The organism is Streptomyces luteolus (genome assembly GCF_029968015.1).
GTDB classification, from domain to species: domain Bacteria; phylum Actinomycetota; class Actinomycetes; order Streptomycetales; family Streptomycetaceae; genus Streptomyces; species Streptomyces luteolus.
In genome coordinates, this window is the sequence record NZ_JASCIS010000073.1 from 1 (window position 1) to 26,261 (window position 26,261).

Annotated in this window: 24 protein-coding genes and 6 pseudogenes; 14 read left to right on the forward strand and 16 right to left on the reverse strand. The window is 68.7% G+C overall.

What is annotated here, in order from left to right; genetic code table 11:
• Positions 1 to 259: 259 nt before the first annotated feature.
• Entirely contained in the window at positions 260 to 754 is a 495-nt protein-coding gene (locus QIT00_RS37035) for a hypothetical protein (protein ID WP_282539905.1), read from the reverse strand.
• Positions 755 to 1,061: 307 nt separating this feature from the next.
• Here QIT00_RS37035 and QIT00_RS37040 point away from each other — a divergent pair, with 307 nt between their 5' ends.
• The 3 genes from QIT00_RS37040 (at position 1,062) to QIT00_RS37050 (ending at position 4,934) form a co-directional block, all read left to right on the forward strand.
• Positions 1,062 to 1,658 (forward strand): TetR/AcrR family transcriptional regulator, encoded by a 597-nt coding sequence (locus QIT00_RS37040; protein WP_282539906.1) that lies wholly within the window; start codon positions 1,062 to 1,064, stop codon positions 1,656 to 1,658.
• A 103-nt stretch (positions 1,659 to 1,761) separates the two neighbouring features.
• Positions 1,762 to 3,012: an MFS transporter gene (locus QIT00_RS37045; protein WP_282539907.1), complete on the forward strand. Its 1,251-nt coding sequence runs from the start codon at positions 1,762 to 1,764 to the stop codon at positions 3,010 to 3,012.
• Positions 3,013 to 3,749: 737 nt separating this feature from the next.
• On the forward strand, positions 3,750 to 4,934 hold the full coding sequence (locus QIT00_RS37050) for a zinc-dependent alcohol dehydrogenase (protein WP_282539908.1): 1,185 nt from the start codon (positions 3,750 to 3,752) through the stop codon (positions 4,932 to 4,934).
• A 6-nt stretch (positions 4,935 to 4,940) separates the two neighbouring features.
• On the opposite strand, the pseudogene QIT00_RS37055 reads toward QIT00_RS37050, so the two are convergent.
• The 3 genes and pseudogenes from QIT00_RS37055 to QIT00_RS37065 form a co-directional block, all read right to left on the reverse strand.
• Positions 4,941 to 5,662: pseudogene (locus tag QIT00_RS37055) on the reverse strand (SDR family NAD(P)-dependent oxidoreductase).
• 321 nt (positions 5,663 to 5,983) lie between these two features.
• Positions 5,984 to 6,178 (reverse strand): annotated as a pseudogene (locus tag QIT00_RS37060) (NmrA/HSCARG family protein); the annotation flags it as partial.
• A complete protein-coding gene (locus tag QIT00_RS37065) occupies positions 6,175 to 6,633 on the reverse strand; it encodes an NmrA family NAD(P)-binding protein (protein WP_282539909.1) in 459 nt (152 codons plus the stop codon). The gene QIT00_RS37065 and the pseudogene QIT00_RS37060, both read right to left, overlap by 4 nt.
• 698 nt (positions 6,634 to 7,331) lie before the next feature.
• Between QIT00_RS37065 and QIT00_RS37070 the strand changes: the two genes are divergently transcribed.
• Positions 7,332 to 7,592: a hypothetical protein gene (locus tag QIT00_RS37070; RefSeq protein ID WP_282539910.1), complete on the forward strand. Its 261-nt coding sequence runs from the start codon at positions 7,332 to 7,334 to the stop codon at positions 7,590 to 7,592.
• Between the two features lie 130 nt (positions 7,593 to 7,722).
• Here QIT00_RS37070 and pdxR read toward each other — a convergent pair whose 3' ends face one another.
• From pdxR to QIT00_RS37085, 3 genes are all read right to left on the reverse strand, one after another.
• Positions 7,723 to 9,189: a MocR-like pyridoxine biosynthesis transcription factor PdxR gene (gene pdxR, locus QIT00_RS37075; RefSeq protein WP_408909935.1), complete on the reverse strand. Its 1,467-nt coding sequence runs from the start codon at positions 9,187 to 9,189 to the stop codon at positions 7,723 to 7,725.
• A gap of 217 nt (positions 9,190 to 9,406) precedes the next feature.
• Positions 9,407 to 10,108 carry a B3/B4 domain-containing protein gene (locus tag QIT00_RS37080; RefSeq protein WP_282539911.1) on the reverse strand — a complete coding sequence of 234 codons (702 nt, stop codon included), beginning with the start codon at positions 10,106 to 10,108 and terminating at the stop codon, positions 9,407 to 9,409.
• A gap of 1 nt (position 10,109) precedes the next feature.
• Positions 10,110 to 10,715 (reverse strand): LysE family translocator, encoded by a 606-nt coding sequence (locus tag QIT00_RS37085; RefSeq protein ID WP_282539925.1) that lies wholly within the window; start codon positions 10,713 to 10,715, stop codon positions 10,110 to 10,112.
• A gap of 464 nt (positions 10,716 to 11,179) precedes the next feature.
• Between QIT00_RS37085 and QIT00_RS37090 the strand changes: the two genes are divergently transcribed.
• Entirely contained in the window at positions 11,180 to 11,362 is a 183-nt protein-coding gene (locus tag QIT00_RS37090) for a hypothetical protein (protein WP_282539912.1), read from the forward strand.
• A gap of 38 nt (positions 11,363 to 11,400) precedes the next feature.
• On the opposite strand, the gene QIT00_RS37095 is transcribed toward QIT00_RS37090, so the two are convergent.
• On the reverse strand, positions 11,401 to 11,880 hold the full coding sequence (locus QIT00_RS37095) for a DUF5954 family protein (RefSeq protein ID WP_349017241.1): 480 nt from the start codon (positions 11,878 to 11,880) through the stop codon (positions 11,401 to 11,403).
• 111 nt (positions 11,881 to 11,991) lie between these two features.
• Positions 11,992 to 12,558: a hypothetical protein gene (locus QIT00_RS37100; protein WP_408909933.1), complete on the reverse strand. Its 567-nt coding sequence runs from the start codon at positions 12,556 to 12,558 to the stop codon at positions 11,992 to 11,994.
• Between the two features lie 865 nt (positions 12,559 to 13,423).
• Between QIT00_RS37100 and QIT00_RS37105 the strand changes: the two genes are divergently transcribed.
• Positions 13,424 to 13,639 (forward strand): hypothetical protein, encoded by a 216-nt coding sequence (locus tag QIT00_RS37105; RefSeq protein ID WP_282539914.1) that lies wholly within the window; start codon positions 13,424 to 13,426, stop codon positions 13,637 to 13,639.
• Positions 13,640 to 13,769: 130 nt separating this feature from the next.
• Positions 13,770 to 14,207 carry a hypothetical protein gene (locus QIT00_RS37110; RefSeq protein WP_282539915.1) on the forward strand — a complete coding sequence of 146 codons (438 nt, stop codon included), beginning with the start codon at positions 13,770 to 13,772 and terminating at the stop codon, positions 14,205 to 14,207.
• Here the strand turns inward: QIT00_RS37110 and QIT00_RS37115 are convergent.
• Positions 14,190 to 14,417 (reverse strand): annotated as a pseudogene (locus QIT00_RS37115) (integrase core domain-containing protein); the annotation flags it as partial. The gene QIT00_RS37110 and the pseudogene QIT00_RS37115 sit on opposite strands and share 18 nt — an antisense overlap.
• Between QIT00_RS37115 and QIT00_RS39120 the strand changes: the two are divergent.
• The gene (locus QIT00_RS39120) at positions 14,307 to 14,921 is read left to right on the forward strand and encodes a carboxymuconolactone decarboxylase family protein (RefSeq protein WP_408909936.1); all 615 of its coding nucleotides are present in this window, start codon (positions 14,307 to 14,309) and stop codon (positions 14,919 to 14,921) included. The pseudogene QIT00_RS37115 and the gene QIT00_RS39120 overlap by 111 nt on opposite strands.
• 382 nt (positions 14,922 to 15,303) lie before the next feature.
• On the opposite strand, the gene QIT00_RS37125 is transcribed toward QIT00_RS39120, so the two are convergent.
• Complete coding sequence (locus tag QIT00_RS37125) at positions 15,304 to 16,221, reverse strand: quinone oxidoreductase family protein (RefSeq protein WP_282539916.1); 918 nt, start codon at positions 16,219 to 16,221, stop codon at positions 15,304 to 15,306.
• Between the two features lie 90 nt (positions 16,222 to 16,311).
• On the opposite strand from QIT00_RS37125, the gene QIT00_RS37130 reads away from it, so the two are divergent.
• Positions 16,312 to 16,749 (forward strand): MarR family winged helix-turn-helix transcriptional regulator, encoded by a 438-nt coding sequence (locus QIT00_RS37130; RefSeq protein WP_282539917.1) that lies wholly within the window; start codon positions 16,312 to 16,314, stop codon positions 16,747 to 16,749.
• Between the two features lie 160 nt (positions 16,750 to 16,909).
• On the opposite strand, the pseudogene istB reads toward QIT00_RS37130, so the two are convergent.
• From istB to QIT00_RS37145, 3 genes and pseudogenes are all read right to left on the reverse strand, one after another.
• Positions 16,910 to 17,697, reverse strand: a pseudogene (gene istB, locus QIT00_RS37135) (IS21-like element helper ATPase IstB).
• 556 nt (positions 17,698 to 18,253) lie between these two features.
• Positions 18,254 to 19,036: pseudogene (gene istA, locus QIT00_RS37140) on the reverse strand (IS21 family transposase); the annotation flags it as partial.
• Positions 19,018 to 19,347 carry a hypothetical protein gene (locus QIT00_RS37145; protein WP_282539927.1) on the reverse strand — a complete coding sequence of 110 codons (330 nt, stop codon included), beginning with the start codon at positions 19,345 to 19,347 and terminating at the stop codon, positions 19,018 to 19,020. The gene QIT00_RS37145 and the pseudogene istA, both read right to left, overlap by 19 nt.
• Positions 19,348 to 19,669: 322 nt before the next feature.
• On the opposite strand from QIT00_RS37145, the pseudogene QIT00_RS37150 reads away from it, so the two are divergent.
• Positions 19,670 to 20,407, forward strand: a pseudogene (locus tag QIT00_RS37150) (transposase).
• 81 nt (positions 20,408 to 20,488) lie between these two features.
• Here the strand turns inward: QIT00_RS37150 and QIT00_RS37155 are convergent.
• Together QIT00_RS37155 and QIT00_RS37160 are read right to left on the reverse strand one after the other, a co-directional pair.
• A complete protein-coding gene (locus QIT00_RS37155; protein WP_282539918.1) occupies positions 20,489 to 22,111 on the reverse strand; it encodes an ISAzo13 family transposase in 1,623 nt (540 codons plus the stop codon).
• 198 nt (positions 22,112 to 22,309) lie between these two features.
• Positions 22,310 to 23,212: a LysR family transcriptional regulator gene (locus tag QIT00_RS37160; protein ID WP_282539919.1), complete on the reverse strand. Its 903-nt coding sequence runs from the start codon at positions 23,210 to 23,212 to the stop codon at positions 22,310 to 22,312.
• Positions 23,213 to 23,378: 166 nt separating this feature from the next.
• Here QIT00_RS37160 and QIT00_RS37165 point away from each other — a divergent pair, with 166 nt between their 5' ends.
• The 4 genes from QIT00_RS37165 to QIT00_RS37180 all read left to right on the forward strand — a co-directional run bounded on the left by QIT00_RS37165 (position 23,379) and on the right by QIT00_RS37180 (position 26,086).
• Complete coding sequence (locus QIT00_RS37165; protein WP_282539920.1) at positions 23,379 to 24,251, forward strand: NmrA family NAD(P)-binding protein; 873 nt, start codon at positions 23,379 to 23,381, stop codon at positions 24,249 to 24,251.
• Complete coding sequence (locus QIT00_RS37170) at positions 24,248 to 24,613, forward strand: DUF2218 domain-containing protein (protein ID WP_282539921.1); 366 nt, start codon at positions 24,248 to 24,250, stop codon at positions 24,611 to 24,613. The genes QIT00_RS37165 and QIT00_RS37170 overlap by 4 nt, the downstream gene beginning before the upstream one ends.
• Complete coding sequence (locus QIT00_RS37175; protein ID WP_408909934.1) at positions 24,610 to 25,335, forward strand: SDR family oxidoreductase; 726 nt, start codon at positions 24,610 to 24,612, stop codon at positions 25,333 to 25,335. Before QIT00_RS37170 ends, QIT00_RS37175 begins: the two co-directional genes overlap by 4 nt.
• A gap of 562 nt (positions 25,336 to 25,897) precedes the next feature.
• Entirely contained in the window at positions 25,898 to 26,086 is a 189-nt protein-coding gene (locus QIT00_RS37180) for a hypothetical protein (protein WP_282539923.1), read from the forward strand.
• Positions 26,087 to 26,261 lie beyond the last annotated feature (175 nt).

Sequence of the window (26,261 nt, forward strand, 5' to 3'; positions counted from 1 at the left end):
CAACCCAAGGCCCATTCTCGAAGGTGGTGGCCGCCGCTCCCACGAGAGCGAGACCGGATATGGCCTTGAGTACTGCGACCTCAATGCCCACTGGCGCACCGGCTCCGGTCGCGATCGGGCTACATGCAGGAGGACGGTGGCGGAGTCACCTTCGACAAGTGGGACCTTACGGCCGCTGCTCGATGGCGAAGGCGGTCGCCTCGCCCGGGACGGGCCAGCCGTTCCCCCATGTCCCGCCCCTCCACAGGTGTGGCGGCCGTCAGGTTCGCGCCGGATTCCCCTTTCCGGGCGTACCGATGAGACGTGCGATACCGAACCACAGCACGACGGCGGCAGAGATCAGCGCGACGACAACACAGGTCACGGCAGTCGGATTGACCCACGCGGGCACCATGCCGTAGTGCTCGTTGCACATGCTGTGCAGCGGGAAGAACTTCCCAAACTGCTCGGCGCGGGCTTCCCAGTAGGCACCGCCGCAGGGCCGGTGGCGGACGGACCGGCATGCCTCTTTGGTGTCGAGACCTCCGCTGAAAAGGCCACGGAGCCAAGCCGCGAAGAGCGCGACGCAGCACAGGCACATCCACCACATCGCACCCCGCCACACCCCCCTCCCCAGACCACTGACCAGGCCTAAGAAACTCCACCCATTCCACACCACCCACACGGCCAACAGCAACACGGCAACGAAACCATCGCTTCCTTCATGCCGTTGTTCTACCTGCCGCTTCCCGGCGGACCGCGCCCGTCCTTTCACGGAGGCATCTCCCGTGCATCTCGCGGCAGTTGGCGGCGATGGGGGTCTCCCCCGCCCGGGCGGGTGCGCAGCGCGTCGACGGGGCCCTGCTCGAGACCGCTGAGCTTCGTCGTGGGGATTCTGGTCTCCGCCTCACCGGTCTGTGGGTGTGTGGCACGCTTCGCCGCGCCGTAACACCCGTTCCATTGCGGCGAGTTCGCCCAGCTCGATTCCTGTCGTCTCCGGCTCCGGCGCACTCGGGGCCTGAAGGGTTCCGGGGCCACCGAGAGTTTTGAAACAATCGGTCCAATACGTGTACGCTTCCGGCATGGCACGACCGAGAACCTTCGACGAGGAACGCGCCCTGGAGGGTGCGATGCGCCTGTTCTGGGAGAAGGGATACGAAGCCGCGTCCACCCAGGACCTCTGCACGGCGACCGGCCTGGGGCGCAGCAGCATCTACAACACCTTCGTCAGCAAACACGCCCTGTTCGTCCGGGCGTTGGGGCACTACCTCGACAGCATGGCGGACGGCCAGGCGGCCATCCTCGATGACGTGACCCTGCCGCCCCTCGCCCGTTTGCGGCAGCTGCTTCGCCGGGTCATCGACACAGAGGAGAGCAACCGCCGTGAGCGCCTGGGCATCGGCTGCCTGGGGGTCAACACCGCAGCGGAACTCTCCCTGCGCGACCCGGAGGCCGCCGGCCTGCTGCAGCGCGATCTTCAGCGCCGCCTCGGGGCCCTTCAGGACGTGATCGCCTCCGGTCAGCACACCGGAGAGATCTCGCGGGCCAGAGAGCCGCGCGAGGTCGCCCTGTTCCTCAACGCGACCATCGCGGGCATGCGCATCTCGGCCCGGAACGGCCTCGACCGCACCGCACTCGAGTCCATCGCTAAGACCGCCCTGGACGCACTCGCCCCCTGACCTCTCCCGTCTCCACCCCTTCACTCTTCGGCCTGCCTCAGTTTTAGATAGCTCAGTACAAAACTATTGCGCAAGCGACCTCACGTAAGGACGTGACCCGCTCATGCCACGTACCGTCTATGTGCTGGCCCTTGGCATCTTCGCCATGGTGACCAGCGAGTTCGTCGTCGCCGGCCTCATGCCCCAGATGGCACAGGGACTCGGCGCGACAATCCCCCAGATCGGCTACCTGATCACCGCGTTCGCCCTCGCCATGGCGATCGGCGGGCCGTTCCTGACCATGACACTGACGAAACTGCGCCCCAAACCCGCGCTGCTGACCCTCTTCGCCATCTTCCTCGCCGGCAACGCACTCGCCGCGACCGCCACCAGCTACGGCGCCATGCTCACCGCCCGCATCATCACCGGCATCGCGGCGCAGGCGTTCTTCGGCGTCGCGGTCTCCGTGTGCTCCACGGTGACACGGGAGGACATCCGCGGCCGCGCCATCGGCGTCGCCATGAACGGCCTGATGCTCGGCACCCTCCTCGGCCTGCCGATGGCCACCTTCATCGGCGGCAACCTGGGCTGGCGCGCCGCCTTCTGGGCCATCTCGCTGCTCACCGTCATCGCCGCCGCGGCAACCTTCTTCGGGGTTCCGCGCCTTGAGCGCCCGGGCAGCTTCGGCGGCACGTTCCGCGAAGAAGCCCAGGTGTTCAAGAAGCCGCAACTCTGGCTCGTACTCTCCACCAGCACCCTCATCATCGGCGCGACCTTCTCCGCCTTCACCTACCTCAACCCCATCCTCACCCAGATCAGCGGCTTCCGTGAATCCACCGTCCCCGTCCTGCTCATCGCCTACGGCGCCGCCACCGTCATCGGCAACAGCATCGTCGGCCGCCTCGCCGACCGCCGGACCGTGAGCGTCCAGGCCGTCGGACTCACCCTCAACACACTCTTCCTCACCGCATTCGCCATCCTCGCCGACGTCAGCACGGCAGCAGTCGTCCTGATGATGGGCATCGGCCTCGTCGGCGTGACCATGAACCCCGCGATGGCGACCCGCGTCCAGCGCACCGGCAACCCGGGCCCGCTCGTGAACACGGTCCACTCCTCCTTCATCACCCTCGGCGTCATCATCGGCTCATCCCTGGGCGGCGCCTTCGTCGAAAACTTCGGACTGCGCTCCCCGCTCTGGCTCGGCGCGGCGATCGCCCTACTCGGCCTCGCCAGCCTGCTGCCCGAACTGGGCCGACGCAGCCGCACCGTCCCGGCCCCCGCCACGGGAAACACGCTCACCGAGCAGCCCCTCCCGGCCACCCCGGCCGCAGACCCCCTCTACCTGACCCAGGACGCGCAGCGAGCAACGGCCTGACCTGCAACCCCGCCCTACCCCGACCCCTGCACAGCCAACTGTGCGCTCAGGCCCGGTACTTCGCTCACCACCACAGCGAAGACCGGGCCCCCGGGCGCTGCCCGGCTCTCGTACCCGAAGACCAACAGACTGAGGACGAAACAGGCCCACGACTACGAAACGCTGCAACGCCCGCACGACCACAGCCCGTCACGCCGCCAGGGCCCCGCACCCCGGCAGCACGGCCACCATGAATGTCACACGGAAGCAGACCTGTCACCGCCGCTGCCTCCCCGTCACTGTCGTCGCGTGCCGCATACGAGCCGCGCAGCAAAGGAACCCCGCGTGGTGCCCGGGCCGGATGCCTGGGGGCGGGGTTGCCCGCCCGGGATCTGCTCGCCCGGGATCTGCTCGCCCGGGATCTGCTCCCCGAGACTGCGGCCGTGCCGCTGTGCCCCCGGCGCCTGCGTCCCCGCACGATTGCGGACGTGCCGAGGCCTGCTCCCACGGCTGCCACATTCGCGCGGGTCACGTGCGAGGTCGTACAGCCTGCCGAGCCGAAATCGGCCTCATCTCCGCCCGATGGCACTTGCACTGCGCCTGGCCCGCGTCCTCTGCCAACGGTCTCCCGCTCTACGCGGTGCACGTCGCCGATCTCGCGGCCCCGGTGCGGCAGGAGCCTGCTGGCTCCGCTGGCGTCCGTACGCACCGTCCCTCAGGCTGGACGAGACGGGGGAGAAGACCCACGGGAGACGGCGATGAGGGCTCTGACCTGGCACGGGCGGCGCGACGTTCGGGTGGATACCGTTCCCGACCCGCAGATCGCCGAACCGACCGACATCATCGTGCGGGTCACGTCGACGGGGATCTGCGGGTCGGACCTGCACCTGTACGAAGTTCTCGGGCCGTTCCTCGATCCGGGGGACATTCTCGGTCATGAGCCGATGGGCATCGTCGAGGAGGTCGGGCCCGAGGTCACAGCCGTCGCCGTCGGGGACCGTGTGGTCGTACCCTTCAACATCTCCTGCGGCACCTGCTGGATGTGCGACCAGGGCCTGCACTCACAGTGCGAGACCTCGCAGGTGACCGAACAGGGCATGGGAGCAGCCCTGTTCGGCTACACCAAGCTCTACGGCCAAGTACCGGGCGGACAGGCAGAGTTGCTGCGTGTCCCGTTCGGGAACACTCTGCCGATCAAGGTCGAGCACGGGCCGCCCGACCAGCGCTTCCTCTACCTGTCCGACGTCCTGCCCACCGCATGGCAGTCCGTGGTGTACGCCGACATCCCGCAGGGCGGAAGCGTGAGTGTGCTCGGCCTCGGACCCATCGGGCAGATGGCCGCCCGGATCGCCCTGCACCGAGGCGCGAGCCAGGTCATCGGCGTGGACCTGGTCCCCGAACGGCTCGGCCGCGCCGCAGCGCGCGGAGTGGACACCATCGATCTGCGGGAACACGAGGACGGGGTCGGTAACGAGATCCGTAAGCGGACCCAAGGGCGCGGCACCGATGCCGTGATCGAGGCCGTCGGCATGGAGGCACACGGCGCGCGGTTGGCGAAGGCCGCTCAACGAGTCGCCGGCCTGCTGCCGGACGCGGTCGGCGAGAAGCTGATGAGCCACGCCGGCGTGGACAGCATGGCCGCCTTCAACACCGCCATCGACGCGGTCCGCCGCGGCGGCACCGTATCGCTCATCGGCGTGTACGGCGGTGCCGTGGACCCCGTCCCCATGCTCACCATGTTCGACAAGCAGCTCCACCTGCGCATGGGCCAGGCCAACGTCAAACACTGGGTCGACGACATCCTGCCGCTCCTCGACGACGAAGACATCCTGGGCGTCGACGACTTCGCCACCCACACCCTGCCGCTGGAGGAAGGGCCGGCGGCCTACGCGACGTTCCAGTCGAAGGACGACGGCATGATCAAACCCGTGCTCACGCCCTGAGGGCCATCAGAGCCTGCCCGGCACAGAGCCTGCCCGGCACCTCACGTACGGCACTTCACGTACGGCTCCGAGAACGAGTCGCTGCGGGCCCGCGGCCTCTCCCCCGGCGCCCAAGAGTCCCCTCGACGTGAAGTCCGCGCGGGTGACTGCTCCTTGGAAAAGGCGCGTGACGAGCGGCGGCAGTGCGGCGCGTACGGCCTGCAGCCCGCGGAGCCAGCCGGGGCAGATACACGCCGGCGGCGCGGCGCTCCACCGCGCGCACGAGGCGGTCGGCCACGTGGTCGGCCGGGCAGACCTTGCGGGCGGGCGCGCTGCCGATGAGATGGACCTCGAAGACACGGCGCCACGTGGCCGGATCGGAGCCGACGAACGGCCCGCCTTCCGCGACACCGGCGTTCGCCACGACGACTGAAGCCGGTCCCAGCCGGTCACGGACCTGGTCGGCGGCATGGGACATGGCTTTCGTCGTCCGAGACGTCCGCGGACCAGTACCGAGTTGACGGCGGCAGGGAGTCGGCCACCTCCGCGAGCCTGTCTTCCTCCAGCCCTACGAGCGCCACCGTGGCGCCCCTCGCGTCCAGCCGTCTCGCGACGGCTTCACCGACGCCCCGGGCAGCGCCGGTGACCACCGCCGTGCGGCCGGCCAGCACCCGCTTCTTTGCTCTGCTCTCGCTCAAGGCTCCTCGCGGTGCGGGTGTGCTCGAAGCCGGCGCCGCAGCCACCTGCATCCTGGCAGCGCACGGCCGGTGCCGCACCGCGGGAAGATGCAACCGAGCCCTCTCTCGGCCGATGCGCCTCGGGCCTGTGTTCGGCTCCGCGCGGCCAGAAAGTAGGGAGCTCTCTGGCCTGGGAGGTCCCTGTGCGGGACGGCAGCCGGCGCTGCGGGCGTCCTCCAACGACATGAGGGCGGGATGCAGGTACCGCAGGGCGGGGATGTCCGCCTGGTAGCCCTGGCGACCCTCCTCCGCGAACCACTCGAACATGCGCTCTTCGATCGGCAGGGCCTCGAAGCGTGTGGGCGTGCCGGTGACCCGCTCGTAGACCGCCGCCACCTCAGGGAAGGTGATCTCGTCGCCGGCCAGCCCGATCCGGCGGCCGAGGAAGTGCCGCGTCTCGTCGAAGGCGGCCGCGGCGAAGAATCCGATGCCGTCGCCGGCGATCAGCTGCATGGGCTTGTCCGGCATGGCGGGGAGCGCGATGAGGCATTCACCCGCGGCGCCGGCGTAGTGCAGCAGGCTGTTCATGAAGAACACGGGCCGCAGCACGGTGACGGGCAGACCGAGAATTCAGGATGTGCCGCCCGCTCTCGGCCCTGCTCTCGAAGTGGCCGATCCCGGTGCCGCGTTCGGCGCCGCCCACGGAGCTGTACACGAAGTGCTCGATCCCCGGTTGCTTGGGCGGCGCCCGCCACCGCCTTGCCCTGCCGGACCTCGGCGGCCAGGGTCGCCGGGTCGTACGCCAGCGCCTGCACACTGAACACGCCCTGGACACCGGTCATCGCGCGGCGCAGTGACGCTTCGTCGTCCATGCCGCCCTGGACCAGTACCGCTGAGCGACGTGCGAGTTCCCGGGCCTCAGGCTTGTCCGGGTTGCGGACCATCGCCCGCACGCTCCAGCCGCGAGAAAGCAACTCTTCTGCTGTGGCGCCGCCCTGGTTTCCGGTTGCGCCGATGACAAGGACGCTATCTGCGTTACTCACGACAACTCCCCACCTTGCGAGGGCCGCAGCTCTCGTCCCCGGCTCGCCGTACGGACAGATCCCGCAACTTCAACCGCAGTTGAGATCAAGCCGCGGGCCCAACCGATTGGCCGCAGCGCGGCCCTGGAACGCCGCGGCGGGCAGCGCGGTCCGGTACCCGTACGGCCTGATCCGCTGACCGGACTTCGGAACACTCCCCCCCGGGTGCGCGTTTCGCTTCCTTCTCCAGGTCCCCTTCCCCGATGATCTCGGAGCACGTGGGTCCCTGCAGCCGTCGCGATTTCAGCGCTGGCCATCGGACTGTTGCTCAAGCACTTCTCACGTGTACGCCGGGTCGGCGAGAACGCTGAATCCGTCACCGTGCGGGACCTCATCAGCCCAGCAGAGACTCTCACAACCTTGAATCCCGCCTCTGCCATCGTCGTCACCGCCGAATCCTTCAGGGCCACGGGAGAGGCGAGTCGAACCGAGGCTGGGGCCGTGGATCACCTCTACGAAGTGGCGGAATTCGTGGAAGGGCCGGCTCGGGAGAAACTCGGAGAAACTCCAGGCGGATACGGTCTGATATGCGCGTGCCGTTCAGTTCCACGAGCGGCCGCGCATGGCCAAGGGCCAGACGTCCGACGTGCCCAGCGTATGGAGCACCCGGCTCCGATCAGATCTGAAGACGTCCGACAAGAACGCGCCCCGCCATTGAAATGATCGCGACCGCTGACAACGAACGGTCCCAGGCGCGCCAGAAGCGAACCTCCCAGGCGTCGCCGGCCATTCCGGAAGTCATGTACGGGTTCACGCTCCTGGCGCTGGCCGTCGTGATCGCCGGACTGGCTTTCTGTCTCCCCCACCGCAAACAGGGAACCGAACTCGTCTGCCGTGTCGTACTCTCCGCTCCGATCGCCGGTAGTTTGATGCTGACGCGCGGCATCGACCGTGAACTTCGACGGCCTGATCAGGAATGACGCAGCGGCCACGCACGCCACCCAGGCGGATATCAGCGGCGACTTCGCCCGGGCCCACCCCAAACACCCGCTGCCGTGCGATGCCTCCGGAGCCACGAGAACCGGCGTCCGGCCCGCGTCGCGCGGTGGGTCAGCCCAGCTCGCGCAGTGCCTCGCCCAGAATCGCCACACCTTCGGTGACGCTCCCTGGCGGGGTGGCCGCGTAGCCGAGGACGAGGCCGGGATTGCCGGGTATCTGGCGGTGCCACGACAGCGGCTGGCACTTCACGCCCCGGGCGAGCGCGGCGGCCGCGAGATCGGTGTCGGGCACTTCTGGCGCGTAGGTGACGGTCAGGTGCAGGCCGGCGGCCGCGCCATGCACGACCGCGCCCGGCAGGTGCTCGGCGAGCGCGGCGATCATCGCGTCGCGGCGCCTTCGATGACGGCGGCGCAGCAGGTGGAGGTGGCGCTCCAGGTCTCCGGACTCCATCAGGCGGGCGAGGACCAGCTGCGGCAGCACCGCATTGCCCAGGTCGGTGAAGCGTTTCGCCTCGGTGAGCGGGGCTCGGTAGCGGGGCGGCGGTACCACCCAGCCGATGCGCAGGGCGGGGGCGAGGAGCTTGGACACGCTGCCCATGTAGCACACCCGGTCGGCCAGCAGGGCGCGCAGCGCGGGCACAGGCGGCCGGTCGTAGCGGTGTTCCGCGTCGTAGTCGTCCTCCATGACCAGCCCGCCGTCCCGTGCCCAGAGCAGCAGCTCGCGGCGGCGCTCCCCGCTCGTCACCACACCGGTGGGGAACTGGTGGGCGGGCGTGAGCAGCGCCGCGCGAGCGCCGGTGGCACGCAGGGCATCGACACGCACACCACCCTGGTCGACCGGAACCGGTGGGGTGGCCAGGTTTCCGTTCTGGAGGTGCTGGCGGGTGCCGAGCGAGCCCGGGTCCTCCACCGCGACACTGTCGATCCCGTCGTCCCGCAGGACCGGGTGGAGGAGGGTGAGCGCCTGTGCTGTGCCGGCGACGACAAGAACCTCGTCCGGCTCCACCCGGATACCGCGGCTGGTCGCAAGCCAAGCCGTGACGGCGCGCCGCAGTTGTGGCGCTCCGCGGGGGTCGCCGTAGCCGAGGTTCTCGAAGGACAGGCCGGCGAGCACCGCCCGTTCGGCGCGCAGCCATGCCGCTCGGGGAAACGTGGTGAGGTCGGGCTGGCCGGGCGTGAAGTCGATGCGCGCGTGGGTGGCGCGCAGGGTGTCGAACACGTCCGCACCGGGTTCACCGGAGAACAGGTCCGGAACCGCGCCCGGCACCCTCCGGTCGGGCGCGGCCGGTGCCGGGCTCCGGTACAGGCCGGTGGCACGGGCCCGCACCTGCGCGAGGGAAGGTGCGGCGACCACCACCGTCCCGCCGCGCCGACGTCCCTCCACGTGACCGTCTTCGGCCAGTCGCCGGTAGGCCTCGGTGATCACCCCGCGCGAGAGGCGGAGTTCGGCGGCCAGCACGCGGGTGGGCGGCAGCCTGCTTCCCACGGTCAACCGGCCGTCGGCTATAGCCTGTCGGAGTCGCCGGGCCAGCCAGGCCGCCTTGCCGCCCAGGGGTACGTCAGCCGCGTCGAGCTGCAGGAAGTCGGAACCGTACGCCGGGGATTCGGAGTCCGTCGGCGGGGATTCGGGATCCGTCGGCGCGGATTCGGGATCCGTCGGCGCGGATTCGGGATCCGTTGGCGGGGCGCCGGTCGTGGCTGTGGCAGCTGCTCCGCGCGTTACCTGTGTCCCCGTGTTCACTGGGGCCATGCTGTCATACGCCACCGCGGCTTCTTCCTGCTCGCAGGGGCCTGGCCTAGCCGCCGAAGCCGAACTCTGGTGCGGACGGGGTGAGTACGGCGGTTGCCGGGTCGGCCGGCCAGTGCGTGGCGAGTTCCTCAGCGAGAGTCTTCAACAGCCCGGGCATGAGCTCAGCTCCGTCGTCGTGCATGGCCTCCGCCACCACCAGGATCCTCCTGGTGTGCTCGCCGACCGCCGAGTGGCCGCTCTGACGGTGGGTCCAGCGGCGTGCGTGGGCCCGCCCGGCGGAGTCGACGAAGGTCACTTCGCCGAGTGCGGGGTATTCGGTGCCGCCACCGAAAGTCGTGCAGTGCTCGTCGCCGCGGGCGTAGCGCACCTCCAGCAGTGGGCCGACGATCCGGTCGGCGTCGAGGACGGCCACCGGCACGGCGTACGCGGCGGAGATCGCGTTGCACAGGTCGACCACCGGGTGGATGCGCGGCAGGCCTCCTTCCCTCCTCAGCCGGCGCAACAACGACTCCGAAGCGCAGCGGTACTGCGTCGGCTTGAGCCCCATCCGGGAGAAGGCCCGCCGCCAGGCCAGGACTTCGGGAAACGTGCCTTCACTGGCGCCGGCCAGCCGGGCGGCGGCACGGGCCGTGAACTCGGTTACACGCGGGCCGACTTCGGCCGCGGGGCCCACGCCGGCGGCTCGGAGGACGCCTGCGGTGAGTTCGGGATAGTCGGACCAGATGGTGTCCGCGTGTCGGAATCGCATGTCACGCCACCGCCAGCCACGCGCTCAGGCCCACGAAGCAGGCGGCGAACCCCCGGCGGATGCCGGTCATCACCTTCGGCCGGGCGAGCAGGCGGTGTCGTACGAGGGCGGCACACATCCCGTACACGGCGAAGACGCCGAAGGTCAGCGCCATGAACACGGCACTGAGCCGCAGCATCGCAGCCAAAGAGCCGGACTCGCCGGCGGGCACGAACTGCGGCAGGAACGCGACGAAGAACATCGTGAGCTTCGGGTTGAGAAGGTTGACCAGTACCCCGGAAGCGATCAGTCGGGCCGTCGGTCGCGGCTCCGTCGTGCTCTTTGCGTCCAGTGCCTCTTTGTCCCGAAGCGTTGCCCACGCCATGTACAGCAGGTAACCGACACCCAGGTACTTCACCACCTCGTACGCGACAGGGCTGGCGTGCAAGAGCGCGGCAAGGCCGGTGATCGTCGCCACCAGATGCGGCAGGACGCCGAGCGTACAGCCGAAGGCAGCGACCACACCCGCCCGGCGGCCATGGGACAGCCCGACGGTCAGCGTGAACACCACCCCACTGCCAGGAGTGACCACCACCACCAGAGTGGTAAGCAAAAACGCGATACTCAAAGAGACCCCCACAAAGATCAAGGTCCCCCCACCCTGCCCCCGCCATGACCTGACAGACAGGACCAAACAACACCGGATCCACTGGTCCAAAAAGGCCGAACCGGCGTGCAGGGCACGGCACTTCGTCTGCCCTTCCCCACGGCGGCACAGGGGGCGTGAGCGGTGATCGCGCCGATGGACCCGGCGGCAGCCAGGCCAGTTCGAAGCACGCGCCGAGAACACGGCCAGGCGCTGAACCTCACCCGACGAGTGCGGCAGATGTTCGGCGATCAGCGGCCACGTGCCACGGATGCATGCCTGCCGCCGGTGGAAGCACACCCGGCAGGCGGTGACAAGCCGCTGACTGCCCTCACGAGCGACGAGCCCACCCTGCGCGCTGGTACAAGGACGCCGAGCGGCTCCGCTCGGGCACCTGGTAGCCGGAGGCGCGCGATTTACATGCCCATCCGCACGAGGAGTTGCCCGTGTTTCGTACTGATCTGCCGCCCGCCGATGAGCCCTTCACCGCGAAGGCACTCCTGTCCCGCTGGCCGACCTCGGCCGTCAGAAGCGAACTCATCCACGGCGTGCTGTACTTCGAGGGCTCGCTCGACGAGCGGGACGTTGCGATCGCCGAGCGCACCTACCCAGGCGGCGCGCGCTCGTGAACGATGAGGGCGCCTTGGAAGTGCACCCCAGCAGGCGCTCAGTACCGCGCTCCCTGATGGTCCTGACGTCCGAGGAATAGGGCTGCACAACACAACGCGTGCGTACCTCGGCGCCGTTGAGGAGGCCGCGTCGTCCTCTGTGGGTTCTTCGTCGAAGTGGACGGTGCCGTCCTCGTCCAGGCGCGGGTGGCGGACGCTGGGTGGGTCGTCTCCGTGCTTCTCGGAGGAGCGTGGGCCTTCCGGTCCGTCCGGCCCCAGCGCAGCAGCCGGCGGGCACGGCTGATCCGGGAAGTCGTCCCGTGGACGACGACCTCGTTGAGGCGTTCGGTGCGTAGCCGGTCCGCTGCGTCGGCGGGCACCGCCAGTTCGCTGACCGCGGGATCGGTCCCCTCAGCGGGGAGTGCGCGCGTCGATGCTGACACCGTCGACCCGTTCTGCGAGCATGAAAAGGTGGGCTGGCTGTTCGCAGCAGGGAGCATGGGGGGCTGCCTCTCGCCCTGTACCGCCACGTGGCTCATCGCCGCGGCTGGGCAGCTCAAGCGACGAACCCGAGCGCCCCTTCGTCACCGGCAACCCGTACAAGGTCGGCACCACAGCCTACGATCAGTTCAACCGGGGCCACGATCTTGCTACTGAGTTGGCCAAGCGAGGCCAAGGTCCGATCCGGCATGGCAGACACTGTCTCTCTGGTGCGTTGGTTGGCGAAGGTCGTAGGCAGCAGCGGCGAGGTACCCAAAGCCATGACGGAAGGATGCATCTCGGGCGTCTGAGGAGCTCACAGAGAACATGTCCAACGCCCTGAGTGAGGTCGTCATCGCGTCATACACATCGAGGCGGCGCGCGTACTCGACGTCGAGGTCGATGTCAGGCAACGACGTCCGCCTCTCGGTAAACCGCTCGAACGACAACCGGTGCTCGCGCGGATTCGCAGTGGCGACGAACAAGCTGTGATTGACCATGGAACCGGCACCGGAGCCGCGCGCAGCGACGCGCACACCCATCGCCCGGGTGTCGGCAACGACCTGCGCGACAGCGAGGAAGTACGCCTCGTAACCAAGGCATTCGATGACGCCGAGCTCGTACTCCAGCTGCTCGACCGCACGCCGGTCCGTGTCGAGGCCACGTACGACCATGCCCACGTCACAGCGCTGGCGCAGCGGCCGCATCCGCTCCCCCGCCGCGGTGCCCGCGCCCACGACGTGCGGCTCCGGGAAATGGGGCGTACCGATGCCTAGGTCGTGAACCGGGTGCACGCAGCAGGCTCAGCGATGAGCGCCGTCTCCGCCAGCAGGCGCCGGGCCGCTCCGCCTGCGCCGACGCGGACACCGCGAAGTTCTCCGCGGTCGTCCGCGACTCGGAAGTCGCCCGCCTTGTTCCGGATCCCGGAGGAGTCGAACACGGACGAGCCCCGCTAGCTGGTGGCCTGCCACGCCCAGGAGCCCCTTGTCCTTGCCGAGAATCTCATTGAGGAGGCCGCGGGCTGGCGGGCCATGCTGGAGGCGGCGTTGCCGACGGCCGGTGAGGGCCTTTGGTCGTTCGGGCGGGACCAAGCAGTTCACGGTGGAGATTCCCGCCAGCGAGAAGGACGCCTACGTGGCGCCGGTCCGGCTGCGCACCGAGCCGTTCCTCGACGAGGTGAGGCTGCCGGGCGACGCGGTGATGCGGTGATGCGGTGATGCGGTGATGCGGTGATGCAGCGCATGGTCGGCCAAGTGCAGGCGAAGCCGGAGAAGTTCGGGTGGTAGCCGGGCCTGCTGAAGGCATTCTTCGAGCGGCTCACCGACGCCTTCGGTCGTACGACGGCGGAGCTGGGCTGCCCGCCGGGCCGATGACGCTGCTGAACGCGCCCACGGGGTGGGCAAGAGCGTGCTGATGCGGGATGCGGCCCACCTACTCGCGGCGAGCGGTCAGGGCCCGGTCCTCATTGTGGTTGGCCCGCGTCCGTGAAGGGCTGGGAACTGCTGAGCAGTTGGCTGCGGACGACGCGATGGGCGAGGAGATGGTCGCCTCAGTCCAGGACATCGCAGGGCAGGCTGGGGAGCCCTTGCGGGGGTGGCACGGGTGGCGTCCTCGCGCCACGACAACCAGGCGGAGCTCGCGTTCGCCCAGGGCCGTGAAGACCGGTTCGAGCAGTTCGCCGGCGGGTGCGAGATGACCGGGTGGCAGGTGGACGGCCCGCGTCCGGACCGCTCCAGGCTCCCCTGCACCCAGTTGCGCTGGCTCGACGGCCCCTCCGGGTCCGACCATGCAGGCAAGCATCTGTGCCCTCGGATGTGAGTCTGCCGACGTTTTGAGCACGTCCGACAGGCCGCCGAGGCCGACATCATCGTCACCAACCACCACAACCTGATCAAGGGGCGCTGCAAGGTGCCCGACCGAGGTGAATGGCGGGCGGGTCGTCGGAGACATGAGCGTGCTGGAGTTCGTGCTGTGCCACTGCCGCGTCGTGATCACCGATGAGGTCGATGCGTTCCAGTCGACGTGGTGCACGCAGGGAGCGCAGGAGTTCACTCTCATCAGCCGCGGGCGCGGCAGCGGAGGACAGCTCGAAGAGGTCGATCGGCACCGCAACGGCCTGACCGCGCTTGAGAACCTGCTGGTGACCAGCCCGCTCATGGAAGCACGTCGGCTCAGCGCGACCTTCCTGGACAACGTACGGACCGGACATCTCTACCTGGAGTCCGAACAGGAACGCCTCAACCGCCCGGGATCCGGCTGGTACGTGGTGGGCAAGAAGGACGCCCAGCTGTGCCGCGCGCTGACAGGTGCCTCGGCGGATGCGGAAGTCACCGAAGAGGCGCACCACCTACCTGGCTCTCTTTGCGGGCTAGGTGTATTGACCTGAAGCGTTGTTCACACGGCTGATCGGTGGGTGGCCGTCGAGTGCGGTGTGGCTGCGGTGGTGGTTGTAGGTGTGGAGGAAGTCTGCCAGGGCTGCGGTGCGTTGGGTGTTGCTGGTGTAGGGCCGCTGGTAGGCCCATTCGTCGAGCAGGGTGCGGTTGAAGCGTTCGACTTTGCCGTTGGTCTGGGGCCGGTAGGCGCGGGTGAGTTTGCCGGTCGCTCCGAGTTCGGCGAGGGCGTTCTTCCAGGCCAGGCCTTTGCGGTAGGCCCCGGCTACGGCGGGCTCGAACAGGCGACGGCGAGACTCCACGGCGTCGACAAGCGGCTGCGGGCTCTGGCCGAGCTGAAGGCGGCCACGGTCGTCCAGTGTGCGTACTGCATCGATATGGGTTCGCAGATCTCGCGCCTGTGGGGCCTCAGCGACGATGAACTGCGGGCCCTGTCCTCCCACCGGGACAGCACGCTCTTCAGCGACGTGGAGAAGCTGGTGCTGGACTACGCGGAGGGCATGAGCCGCACACCCGTGCACGTCTCCGACGAGCTCTTCGCCCGGCTCCGCCGACACCTCGACGATGCCCAGCTGGTGGAGCTCACCCACATCATCGCGTTGGAGAACCTGCGCGGCCGCTTCAACCTTGCGCTCGGCGTGGACGCCGCAGGGTTCAGCGAGGGCCGGGTGTGCGCTGTCCCCGTCGCCCTCCGCCCGCCGGCAGCCTGAGTCTGCGGCACCCGGCACCCGGCACCCGGCACCGGCACCGGCACCGGCACCGGCACCTAAGCACAGCCTAGGAGGAGGCTGCCTGCGCTTCCTTAGGCCTGTGAGTTGCGGCGCAGCCGACCGGCGTTGACACCGGCGTCGGTTGACACCGGGTGGCTGTGTCAATTTTCGTGGATGTCATTCGATGTGAGTTCGGGAGTCGCCCGCGCCCGCTCTTCATCATCAATGTTGGTGAGAATTGATGTCACTGGGCCCATTACGGCAACCCGTCAGTGCCGCGTGGCTGTGATGCGAGCGTGTCCACGAGTCAGCGACCAACATCGACGCGGGCTGCGTTGGGGCAGTGCGAGTGCTAGCGGTGTGGTGAACCGGGTGTCCGCGGTCACGGACTCAGCACCACCTTCCCCAGGTTGCTCCGCGTCTCGATCGTCTTGTGTGCCTCAGTCGCGTCCTCGAGCGCGAACTCCGCGTGCACCACTGGCTTCAGCGCACCCTCAGCAAACAGCCGCCACAACTCCTGCCGCCACTTCTCGTACAACTCCGGCTTCCCTCGGGCGATCAGTGCCATCTGGAACCCGATCACGGACTTCGCGCCCACCAGCAGGTCGTACGCCTGGACGGACCCGCCACCCGAGCTGTACGCGACAAGCCGGCCGCCCGGCGAGAGCGCGGCGATCGCCGGGGGAAGCAGACCTCCGCCCACTGCGTCGAGGGCGTAGTCCACGGGCTCGCCCCACTCGTGGGCGTCGTAGGTGACGACCTCGTCGGCTCCGAGCGAGCGCACGAACTCCGCCTTGCCGACGCTGGACACTGCGCCCACGACGTGCGACGCACCACGCACCCTGGCCAGTTGGAGCGCAAGGTGTCCGACTCCGCTCGCCGCCGCGGTGATCAGCGCCGACTCCCCTGGCTCCGGGCGCGCGGCCTGAAGTGCACCGAGCGCCACCAGCCCGCTACGGACCAGTGCGACGGCATCGACTGCGCTCGCGGTGGCGGGCACCGAGGAGGCCATGGGCTCGTGCAGAACGGCGAAGTCTGCGTAGCCGTGCCCGAAGCACAGTCCGGTCACGCGGTCACCGCGCCGGAAGCGGGTGACCCCGGCGCCGGCCGCCACCACCTCACCGGCAATCTCGCCGCCGAGCGGGATCGGCTCCGCGGCCTCAGTGACCTTGCGTACGACGGGCAGGGTCACCCCGACGGCCTCGCAGCGCACCAGGAGCTCACCTGGACCCGCCTCGGGCACAGGGGCTTCCTCCAGGAACAGGGGACCACCGGTGGACTCATACCGGATGCGGCGCATCACACCTCCACGAACAACGAGATCATTGGGTACTCCAACGATACGTGGGAGTCATTGGGCGTCCCAACGGATTTTCGCTAGATTGCCGTCATGACCGCAGCCCCTCTCCCCGCCATCCGCTCCCTGCCGAGCTGGCTCCTCGGCCGTGCCGCCGCGCGCGGCCGCGCCCTGGTGGCCGACGCGCTCGCCGCCGAGGGCATGAGGATGTGGCACCACGTGGTGCTCTCCGCTGTACGTGACCTCGCCCCCGTCACCCAGGCCGACCTCGGCCGCAGCGTCTCTCTCGACCCCAAGGACCTGGTCGGCGTCCTCAACCACCTGCAGGGAGCCGGCCTCGTGGTCCGTGAGCCGGACCCGGTGGACCGCCGCAAGAACGCGGTGTCACTCACCGAAGAAGGCGGACGTCTGCTCGAGCGCTGCGAGAAGGCAGCCCGCGAGGCGAACGACACATTGCTCGCGCCCCTCTCGGCAGCTGAACGCGACCGGTTCCTGGACCTGCTGATCCGCGTCTCAGGCACCGAGAGGTAACCACCACGTCAGCCGAAGCACCCGCCAACACCGATGCAGACGCCCTTGGTTGAGCCCATAACCAACTGAAGCGAAGAGCTGGACTGGGGACCTACTTCCAGGGAGCCCCATCACCGCCGACATCCACGAACCGAGCCCGCCTACCGGTCATGATCAGGAGTCAGCTCGCTGCGGCCTGCCCGGCCTGGGCCTTGGTGTGCGCGAGGCGGTAGGACTCGGTGCCAGTCTGAATGATGGCGCCGTTGAGGGTGAGCCGGTCGACGATGGCCGCGCAGAGACGGGGGTCGGTGAAGGTCTTCGTCCAGCCGCTGAACGACTCGTTGGAGGCAATGGCGACGCTGTTCTTCTCCTCCCGCTCGGTCAGAACCTGGAACAGCAACTCCGCGCCGCGCCGGTCGAGTTCCATGTAGCCCAGCTCATCAATGCAGAGAAGATCAACGCGTCCGTAGCGGGCGATGGTCTTGGACAACTGCTTGTCATCCGCTGCCTCGACCAGCTCGTTGACGAGCTTGGTGGCCAGCACGTAGCGGACCCGGAAGCCCTGCATGGCCGCCTCGGTGCCCAACGAGATCAGCAAGTGTGACCTGCCTGTGCCGGAGTCGCCGATGAGTCAGAGCGGTTCGCCCTTCTTGACCCATTCGCAGGTCGCGAGCGTGTTGACGGTGGCCGGGTCGACGTTGGGGTTGGCCTCGAAGTCGAAGGCCCGGAGGCTCTTCTCGCGAGGAAACGACGCGGCCCGGATGCGTCGCTCTGACCGGCGCCGGGCCCGGTCGTCGCACTCCGCCATCGACAACTCGGCGAGGAAGGCCCGGTAGGACATCTGCTCGCGGGCGGCGCCGTCGGTCACGCCTTGAACTGCTGTCGGATGGTGGGCAGCCGCAGCATGCGGCAAGCCTGGTCGATGGAAGCGGTCGCGGCTTCTTCGGTCAGCCCACGCTTGCGCATCATGATCCTTCTTTCTCGCTGGCCGTGCGGCCAGGCCGTTGCAGGAGTGGTCGTAGTGGGCCACGGAGGGCAGTGGCCGGGTGTCGGGCGGGAGATGGGGCAGTTTCCAGTCGGCGAGGGAGGTCACCGACGCGGTCGGGCCTTCGTCCCCCGTCGCCGGCTTCGCCCCGGCATGGTCCGGCGAGGCGGGCTCGACGTCGGACTCGGTGAGTTTCCGGGCTTTCAGGGCCACGGCATCGGCGGTCAGGGCCCCTGCCCGATGGGCGGCAGCCAACCCGGCCACCACTTGCTCGTGGTCCATGTGCCGGGCCAGCAACAGCACTTCGATCAGCGCCCGGGTGCCGGCCGCATCACCGTGGGCGGCCTTCGCCGCAGCCCACCACTTGTCGTGGACCGGCGTGAACCGGCCTGCCGAACGGGCCTGTTCGAGGGCCGTCGACCCAGGGAAAGCACACGGCTTGCGCATCAGCGCCTCCAGGTAGTGGCCCAGGACCAGACGCGAACCGTGCCGGCCACCGAGCCGCTCATGCCGGGTGACCACGCTGCGGCCGTCATAGACGACGAGGTCGTTGGCGTGCAGCAACACCCGCAGCTGACGCCCGATGTAGCGGACCGGCACCGAGTAGGCATTGCCGCGGACTCCGATCTGGCTGAACCGGTTGACCCTCGGGGTGAACCAGCGCCCCGTCTCGAACAGTTCGGTCGGCAACGGCCGCAGCAGATCCCGTTCCTGGTCGAAGCAGTCGCCGATGGTGTGGGTGCGGCCCCGCAGCCGCCGCCGCTCATCGGCCAGGTCCCACTGATCGACCATCGCGTTGAGCTCCGACAGCGAAGCGACCTCGGGGATCGGCACGAAGTGGTTGCGCCGGAAGTAGCCGATCTGCCCCTCGACTCCGCCCTTCTCGTGGGCACCCTCGATGCCGGGTCGGCAGTCGAACGGCTCGATTCCCCAATGCGAGCGGAACGCCGTCCAACGGTCCGCCTCCACCCGCCCGCGGGAGAAGCCCAGCACGCGCTCGACCACGGCCCGCAGATTGTCGTAGCGGATCTGTGCTCTCGGGACGCCGCCCAGGACGCGGAAAGCATGCACATGCCCCTCGAAGAAGGCTTCCTGACCTGCGGTGGCGAACACTCGGTGCACCGCCTTGCCCGAATACGACAGCCGCAACGAGACGAGATAGACCCGGGTCAGCTCGCCCGCCAGGACCACGTGCAACTCGCCGAAGTCCACCTCGGCTTCTGCCCCCGGCAGATGCGTCTGCGGCACGAACATCGCCTGCGGACCAACCCCTGCATCCCGCCGTACCTGTGGCCGACGGTCCCTCACATAGGCGCGGACCATGGGATACGAGATGTCGAGGCCCCGTACTCGTCCACGAGCCGGTCGAAGATCCGCTGAGCGGTGTGACGTTGCTTCGCCGGCGCATCGACGTCCGCCCACAGGATGTCATCGATCAGAGGCTTGTAAGGATCAAGCCGTGACTCCCGCTGCCGCGGCTTGCGGCGTTCCTCCGGCCACTGCCCGTCCACAGCCCGCCGTACCGTCCGCCAGGAGACGTTGTACTTGCGCTGAAGAGCCCGCAGCAACAAGCCGCCGCGGTGGTCACGGCGGATTGCGGCGTACAGATCGACCTTCGACTGAGACTTCCCCATCGGGCCCCCTGCGGGAAAAGCACAATCCACCGTCCCACCGCAAGCACCCAGGTGACATCAGAACAAGCCGACACCACAAACTCGGTCAGAAGGTGACTCCCACAGCCACCTCGAAACGACTCCCGCTCTCAGACACAAAGCCACACCGGGGGCCAACGAGTTCACCCGTGCCCTGTTCTCGGAATCCTCTTTGCCGCGGAGGCTCGGGCGACTCCGGCGGCGACTGTGGCCGCGCAGACGATGCCCGTGAGCGGTACCGCCAGCGGCCGGCGAGAGTGCACAGCAGGACGAGCACCGCGCCGGCCGGGAGGCGCCGTCCTGGATAGCCCCGTATGCGGGGTTGAGCCCGCGGTGCTTCGGCAAGCTGCTGACCTTGTTGCGGCGCGATGGAGCGGAAGCGGTCCACCGCGGCCGGCCGTTGAGTCTGCCGCTGGAGGACCGGGTGTTGCTGGTCAGGGCCTACTGGCACCTATCTGACGTTGCGGCAGCTCGCTCCGTTGTTCGGCGTCTCGAAGTCGCCGGCCAGCCGAATCATCAACCACCTCGGACCCCTGCTCGCAGTCCAGCCCCGCAAGCGATTCGCCAAGAACACCGTGCTCATCGTGGACGGCACCCTGGTCCCCACCCGCGACCACATCATCGCCGAACGGTCGAAGAACTACCAGTCCTCCACCAACCATCGGGTCGTCATCGACGCCGACACCCACTTGGTCGTCGTGATCGGCCGACCACTCGCCGGGGACCGCAACGACTGCAAGGCATGGGAGGAGTCCGGCGCCAAGCATGCCGTCGGCAACACGGTCACGATCGCCGACGGCGGCTACCCGGGCACCGGACTGGTCATCCCGCATCGTCGCACGCATGGCCAGAGTGAACTTCCGGACCGGAAGGAGCAGCACAACAAGTCCCACAGCAGGTCCGAGCCCGCACCCCCGCATCGAGCACGTCTTCGCCCGCATGAAAACCTGGAAGATCCTGCGCGACTGCCGCCTCAAAGGCGACGGCGTCCACCACGCCATGTCGGCATCGCCGGATGCACAACCTCGCTCCCGCCGGATAGGCCAGTGGGCCGCACGGCGGCCGACCATGCCCGAGGCGACTTCAAGATCTTTACGGGACAGCCCTTAGGGCTTGCAGATCATTAACTCGTCGTCTTGATCTTGCTGTTGGACTCTCTGGTCTGGGTGTGGACCCGGGCCTGGAGGGCGGAGAGGGCGACGGGTGGAGTCGTCGCGGGCGGAATGATGATGCCGTGCGCCTTGAGTAGTCGCCTGTTCTTCAGGAGTGTGCGGTGCATGGCTGTGCGGCTGCTGGCGAAGAGTACGGCGAGGGGTTCCGCGGCCAGGGCGACCCGCAGGTGGAGCACGGTAGCCAGGACCTGTTCGGGGAAGGAGAGCCGGGGCGGACGGCCACGCCGGGTGTCGCCGTCGGCAGCCAACGTCTCGGTGAGGTCGTCCAGTTGCTGCCGGGACATGCCGGTCAGTGCCGGATCCGACAGAAGGGCCTGGTCCCACTCCGGCTCCGGCGTCTGTGGGGTTCGGGCTGCCGGGACGGCGGGCCGGGGATGCAGGACGTAGTTCCAGTCGCCGTGGAAGGCGTGTCGGGTCAGCGGCAGCGCGGCCATTTCTGCGTCGCCGATGCGGACGCCGGTCGGATAGGCGTTCGTGTCGAGTGCGGCGTCCACGCGCAGTCCGGTGCGGGTGGTGGTCGCCGCGATGGTCTGCAGGATGACTTCGTGGCTGGTCAGCGGTCGGCCACGCCAGTTCATGGTGATGTGGGAGAAGAGCCGGTGCTCAATCTTGTTCCACTTCGATGTGCCTGGCGGCAGGTGACACACGGTGATGGACAGTCCGGTTTCGGCGGAGAGTTGGGCGAGTTCGAGTTTCCAGGCGCGGGTACGGTAGCCATTCGAGCCGCCCGCATCGGCCGTGATCAGTAACCGGGTCGCCTGCGGGTAGGCGTCCTGGCCCTGGCCGCGCCACCAGCGGCGGATCGATTCCACGGCGAACGCGGCGGTGTCGTGATCCGTGCCGACGTTGACCCAGCCAGTGTTCGCCGCCAGATCGTAGATTCCGTACGGGATCGCCTTGCCCAGCTGCGGGTCGGCGAAGTCATGAACGTGCACCGCAACCGGGGCGCCAGCCGGCCGCCACTGGCGTCCCTGGTTCTTGAACTCGCCAACGAGTTCCTTCTTCTTGGCGTCCACACTGATCACCGGCTGCCCGGCATCCCGGTGCTCGCGGGCCTGCTCGTTGAGGTAACGGAACTGGGCATCGCGGTCCGGGTGTTGGCTGCCCTCGATCGTCTTGGTGTTGGCCTGCAGACTGAAGCCTTCCTCCCGCAGCAGGTCGGCAACGGTATCGGCACCGACCCGGTGCCCGGCGCGGGTCAGTTCCCTTGCGAGGGTACGAGTGGACTTCACCGTCCACCGCAGTGGCGACATCGGGTCGCCGCGCTCATCCGGCTCGACCAGCGCCAGCAGTGCGGGCCGCAGGCCGGGATCGACATCAGCGACCCGCTTGCGACCTCCACCCTGTCGCCGAACCCGGCCCAACGGGTCTTCTCCGGCCTCGAGTTCAAGGACGCCCTTGCGGACCGTCGTCTCGCTCGCCTCTGCAGCCCGCGCCACGGCCCGGATGCCCCCGTGTCCCAACCCTCGGGCCTCCGCGGCCATCAACAGCCGCCGCTGCCGCTCGTTCAGGTGCGGGAACAACACTGCGAACTTCACCGAGAGTTGGGCACGAGTTTCGTCCGGGATACGCATACCACCTCAACGAATCCCAGAACGGGAAGCAACACGTTAATGATCTGCGAGCCCTTAGGGATAGCCACAGGTGTGGTCGGTTTCCGACACCACCACGAGCGGACGTCTTCTACTGCACGCAATGCGGCCCCGCACGGGCATCAGTACCCGGAAGCAGTGTGCGGATGCGCTGCGTCCTTCCCGGCCGCCCCCCCTTGCTCAGGGCTGGGTGGGGGCGGTGCAGTGGGCTTGGGCGGCGGTACGGAAGGCGGTGACCAGGCGGTTGCGGTCGTCGGCGCGGGTGGCGAGCACGACGTGGCCCGGTTCGACTCCCTCCAGGGGGATCGTCGTCAGATCCGGGCGGCTGTGTGTCGCCGTCGCCCCGGCAGGTGAGATGGCGACGGCGTCGCCGGCGGCGACCCGTTCGAGCTTGTCCTCCACCGAGTCCACGAGCGGCCCTTCGGGTGCGCGGCTCCCGTCCGGGCGGGGGTCGATGCGCCAGAACGCGTTCCAGGCGGCGTCGCGCAGGCGGGGCGTGGGCTCGTCGGCGATGTCATCGAGGGTGGCGGAATCTTTGCCCGCCAGCCGATGGTCGACCGACACCAGGAGCACCCGCGGCTCGTCGTAGAGGATCGTGACGTGTAGCTGGTCGGTCGCGAACGGCAGGCGGCCCACCACCGCGTCCACGCGGTGGTCGAGCAGGGCCTGGCGGGGTTCATCCCAGGCCAGGTGCAGGGTGTGCACGTCGGCATCCGGGTGCCGGCGTCGCAGCGCCCGTACGGCGGGGGTGATGATCAGGCCGGTGGTGTATCCGACGGTCAGCCGGGTCGGCTCGGCCGCCGCCCGGGTCTGCGCCACGGCCTGCGCAGCCGCGCGCAGCAGGGCCTTGGCGCGGGGCAGGAATACCTCGCCGGCCTCGGTGAGCTCGGCGCCGCGGGGCGTGCGGTCCAGCAGGCGGGTGGCCAGCTGCTCCTCCAGACGCCGGATCTGGCGGCTCAGGGAGGGCTGGGCGAGGTGCAGGACGGCTGCGGCGCGGCCGAAGTGGTGTTGTTCGGCGACGGTGGTGAAGTAGCGCACCAGCCGCAGGTCCAGGTCCGCGGGCGCCTCAGGGGTGTCGGGCATGTATCGACTGTAACGCCATCCGGCTGGACTCCAGGGCGCTCATGACGCTCTGAACTGGGTCGATACGGATTATGCATGACGTGGTGCAGAACAGGTCTTGGACGGCGGAAGTGCCGGGGCGCACGGTGGAATGCGGACAAACACCAGACCTGAAGGTAGTTGCGCAATGTTCGTGATTTTGGGAGCCAACGGCCAGACCGGTGGTGCCGTCGCCCGCGTCCTGCTCCAGCAGGACCTGCCCGTCCGCGTCGTCCTGCGCCCCGGGCGGGACGGCCGGGAATGGGCCAGCCGGGGAGCCGAGGTCGCCCACGCCGACGTCCACGACGCCGCCGCGCTGAGCGACGCGTTCACCGGGGCGCAGGCGGCGTACGTGCTGAATCCGCCGGACTACGGGAGCGAGGACATGCTGGTCTCTGCCCGCTCGATCGCCGAGTCCTACCGCACCGCACTGGACGCCACCGGCACCCGAGCCGTCGCGCTGTCCTCGATCGGCGCGCAACACCCGGAGGGCACCGGCAACATCGTCACCACCCACATTCTGGAGCAGGTGCTGCATACGGTGGGTGCGAGCTTCGTGCGACCGGGCAACTTCATGCCCAACTGGCTGCCCAGCCTCCCGGCCATGCGCACCGGTGTCCTGCCCAGCTTTTTCTCGCCGCTGGACAAGCCGGTCCCGCACGCGGCCGTTGAGGACATCGCGCGCACCGTCGTACGCGAGCTGCAGCGCCCCGACAGCCGCACCGTCGAGCTGGCTGCTGCCACCGACTGCTCCCCCAACGACGTCGCCTCCGCCTTCTCCGCAGGGCTTGGGCAGCCGGTCACGGCGCAGGTCATCGAGCGCGACGACTGGCGGCAGGCACTGTCGCAGTGGGGGCTGCCGGAGGCGGCCCTCGCGAGCTGGGTCGAGCTGTGGGAGGGCTTCAACACCGGATACATCAGCTTCGAGGGCACCCCCGAGCGGGGCGAGACGACCATGAACGGCTTCGCGCAGGCGAGCGTGAACCAGGTGGAGGTGAACCAGGTGGAGGTACAGCAGTGACCTACCACTCCCAAGCCCGGGTCGGCACCGACAGGCCCCACCGCTACGCCAAACAGCTCGCGGCCCACCTGGGCCGGCGCATCGAAACGGCATGGGACCAGGAGAGCGGTCAGGGACGACTCGTCTTCCCGAACGGCACCGGCACCCTCACCGCCGTCGACGGCGCGCTGCTGCTGCGCGTCGAGAGCAACGCACGGGAGGAGCTGGCGAGTCTCGAAGACGTCATCGCCCGCCACTTGGTGCGGTTTGGCGCCAAGGACGAACTCGTCGTGCCGTGGCGGCGTGAGTCCGCACCCACTCCAACCACCCAGCGCACTCCGTCCGATACCACCGACGGACACATCGAGCAGGCGGTAGAATGACCGTGACCAGCAAGACCGTACTGATCACCGGAGCCACCAGCGGGATCGGCGCCCTCACCGCCCGTCTGCTCCTGGAGCAGGGCCACCGTGTCGCCGTCACCGGCCGCAACCCCGAGAAGCTGCAGGCCTTCCTGGAGGAGGCCGGACGGCCCAAGGAGTTGCTCGGGATCATCGCCGACGCGGCCGACTGGGACGCCACCCTGGCCGCCGTCGCTCAGACCGTGGAGCACTTCGGCGCTCTGGACGCAGCCGTCGCCAATGCGGGCTTCACCTCCGCCGACTACTTCCCAACCGGCGGCGCGACCATCACCCATGAAGAAGGTGATCCGACCCTGTGGCCCCCGATGGTCCTCACCAACGTCATGGGCCCGGCCCTGCTGGCCCGAGCGTCCCTTCCCCACCTCCAGCGGACCCAGGGCAGGCTGGTACTCATCGGCAGCGTCGCCGGGCTGAAGAACGCCCCGGGAAACCTGTACTCGGCCACCAAGTGGGCCGTCACCGGGCTGGCGGAGAACCTCCGCATGTACGCCACCACCGTCGGCGTCGGAGTCACTCTCGTCAACCCCGGCATGATCGACACCACCTTCTGGGACGGCGGCACCCCGCCCCCCTTCGCCATGCCGGCCCAGCCCGTGGCTGAGGCCATCGGCTACGCCCTCGCCCAACCCGCCGGCGTCGACCTCAACACCCTGACCATCCGCCCTATCGGACAGCCCGCTTGATCCATCCCACCCACACCCGCCGACCGCTGCGGGGACGTGAACTGGGGGCACCTGGCGTCTGCCGGAACCGCCACCATCAGGCGGGGATCGCGGTCACCAGGCCACCATCGATGAGGCCTTGGCCGTTGTTGTGCACCGGCCGGCTGCAGCCCGGCCGCGACATCATCCGCAACCATGGGGCCAGCGGCCGACGGCCCTGGTCGCCGAGTTGGGAGTTTCCAATGGGGTGAACGGAACGGGGACCAATGTCTCGACGAGTTGGAAAGCCACGTCGCTCCATCCGTCCAGTGGATGGACACGACGCAGGTGCAAGATTCTCGGAGTGAGTGGGTGCCACCCCTATCGGGTGACTTACTGGTCAAGGGCATGCTGGTTGGAGAGTCCACGGCGAACTCGCGCCGGGCGTCGATAGCTTGTGTTCACCCGGCTATGTCGGCCCGCGTCCCTCATCCGGAGCGGTCCGGAAGTGCCCGGCTCCTTACCCTCCCTTAACCCCGCCCCGACCCCGCTACGGGGCGAGTCACGCGCATCCCAGAGCGGGGACAGGCGCGTTGGGAGGGCCGTGGACACGGACGCACGACGTGATGACTCGGTGGTGTATGCAGCCCTGCTGGACGCGTACTGGATCTCCGAGCCGCCTCCCCGGCCCGAGCGCCGGAGCCGTGGGTGGCTGCGGGCCACCGCCTTGAGCTGCGCGGTGGCGTGCGTGATCACCGCGGTGAGCCTGGCGGCGATGGGTGAACTCTCGTAGCAGAGTCAGGAATCGCGCGCCGTTGGGCTTCAGCGTCGATGAGGACGGGCAGCCGTGTGCCGTGTAGCGAGATGAGCGCGGCCCGTAGACGTCACAAGTGCGGGTCTCGCTTCGTCAACGAGCGGGACAAGGGGGTCGTTACCCGGCCTGCAGCCTGATCGGATGGAGGTTCCTC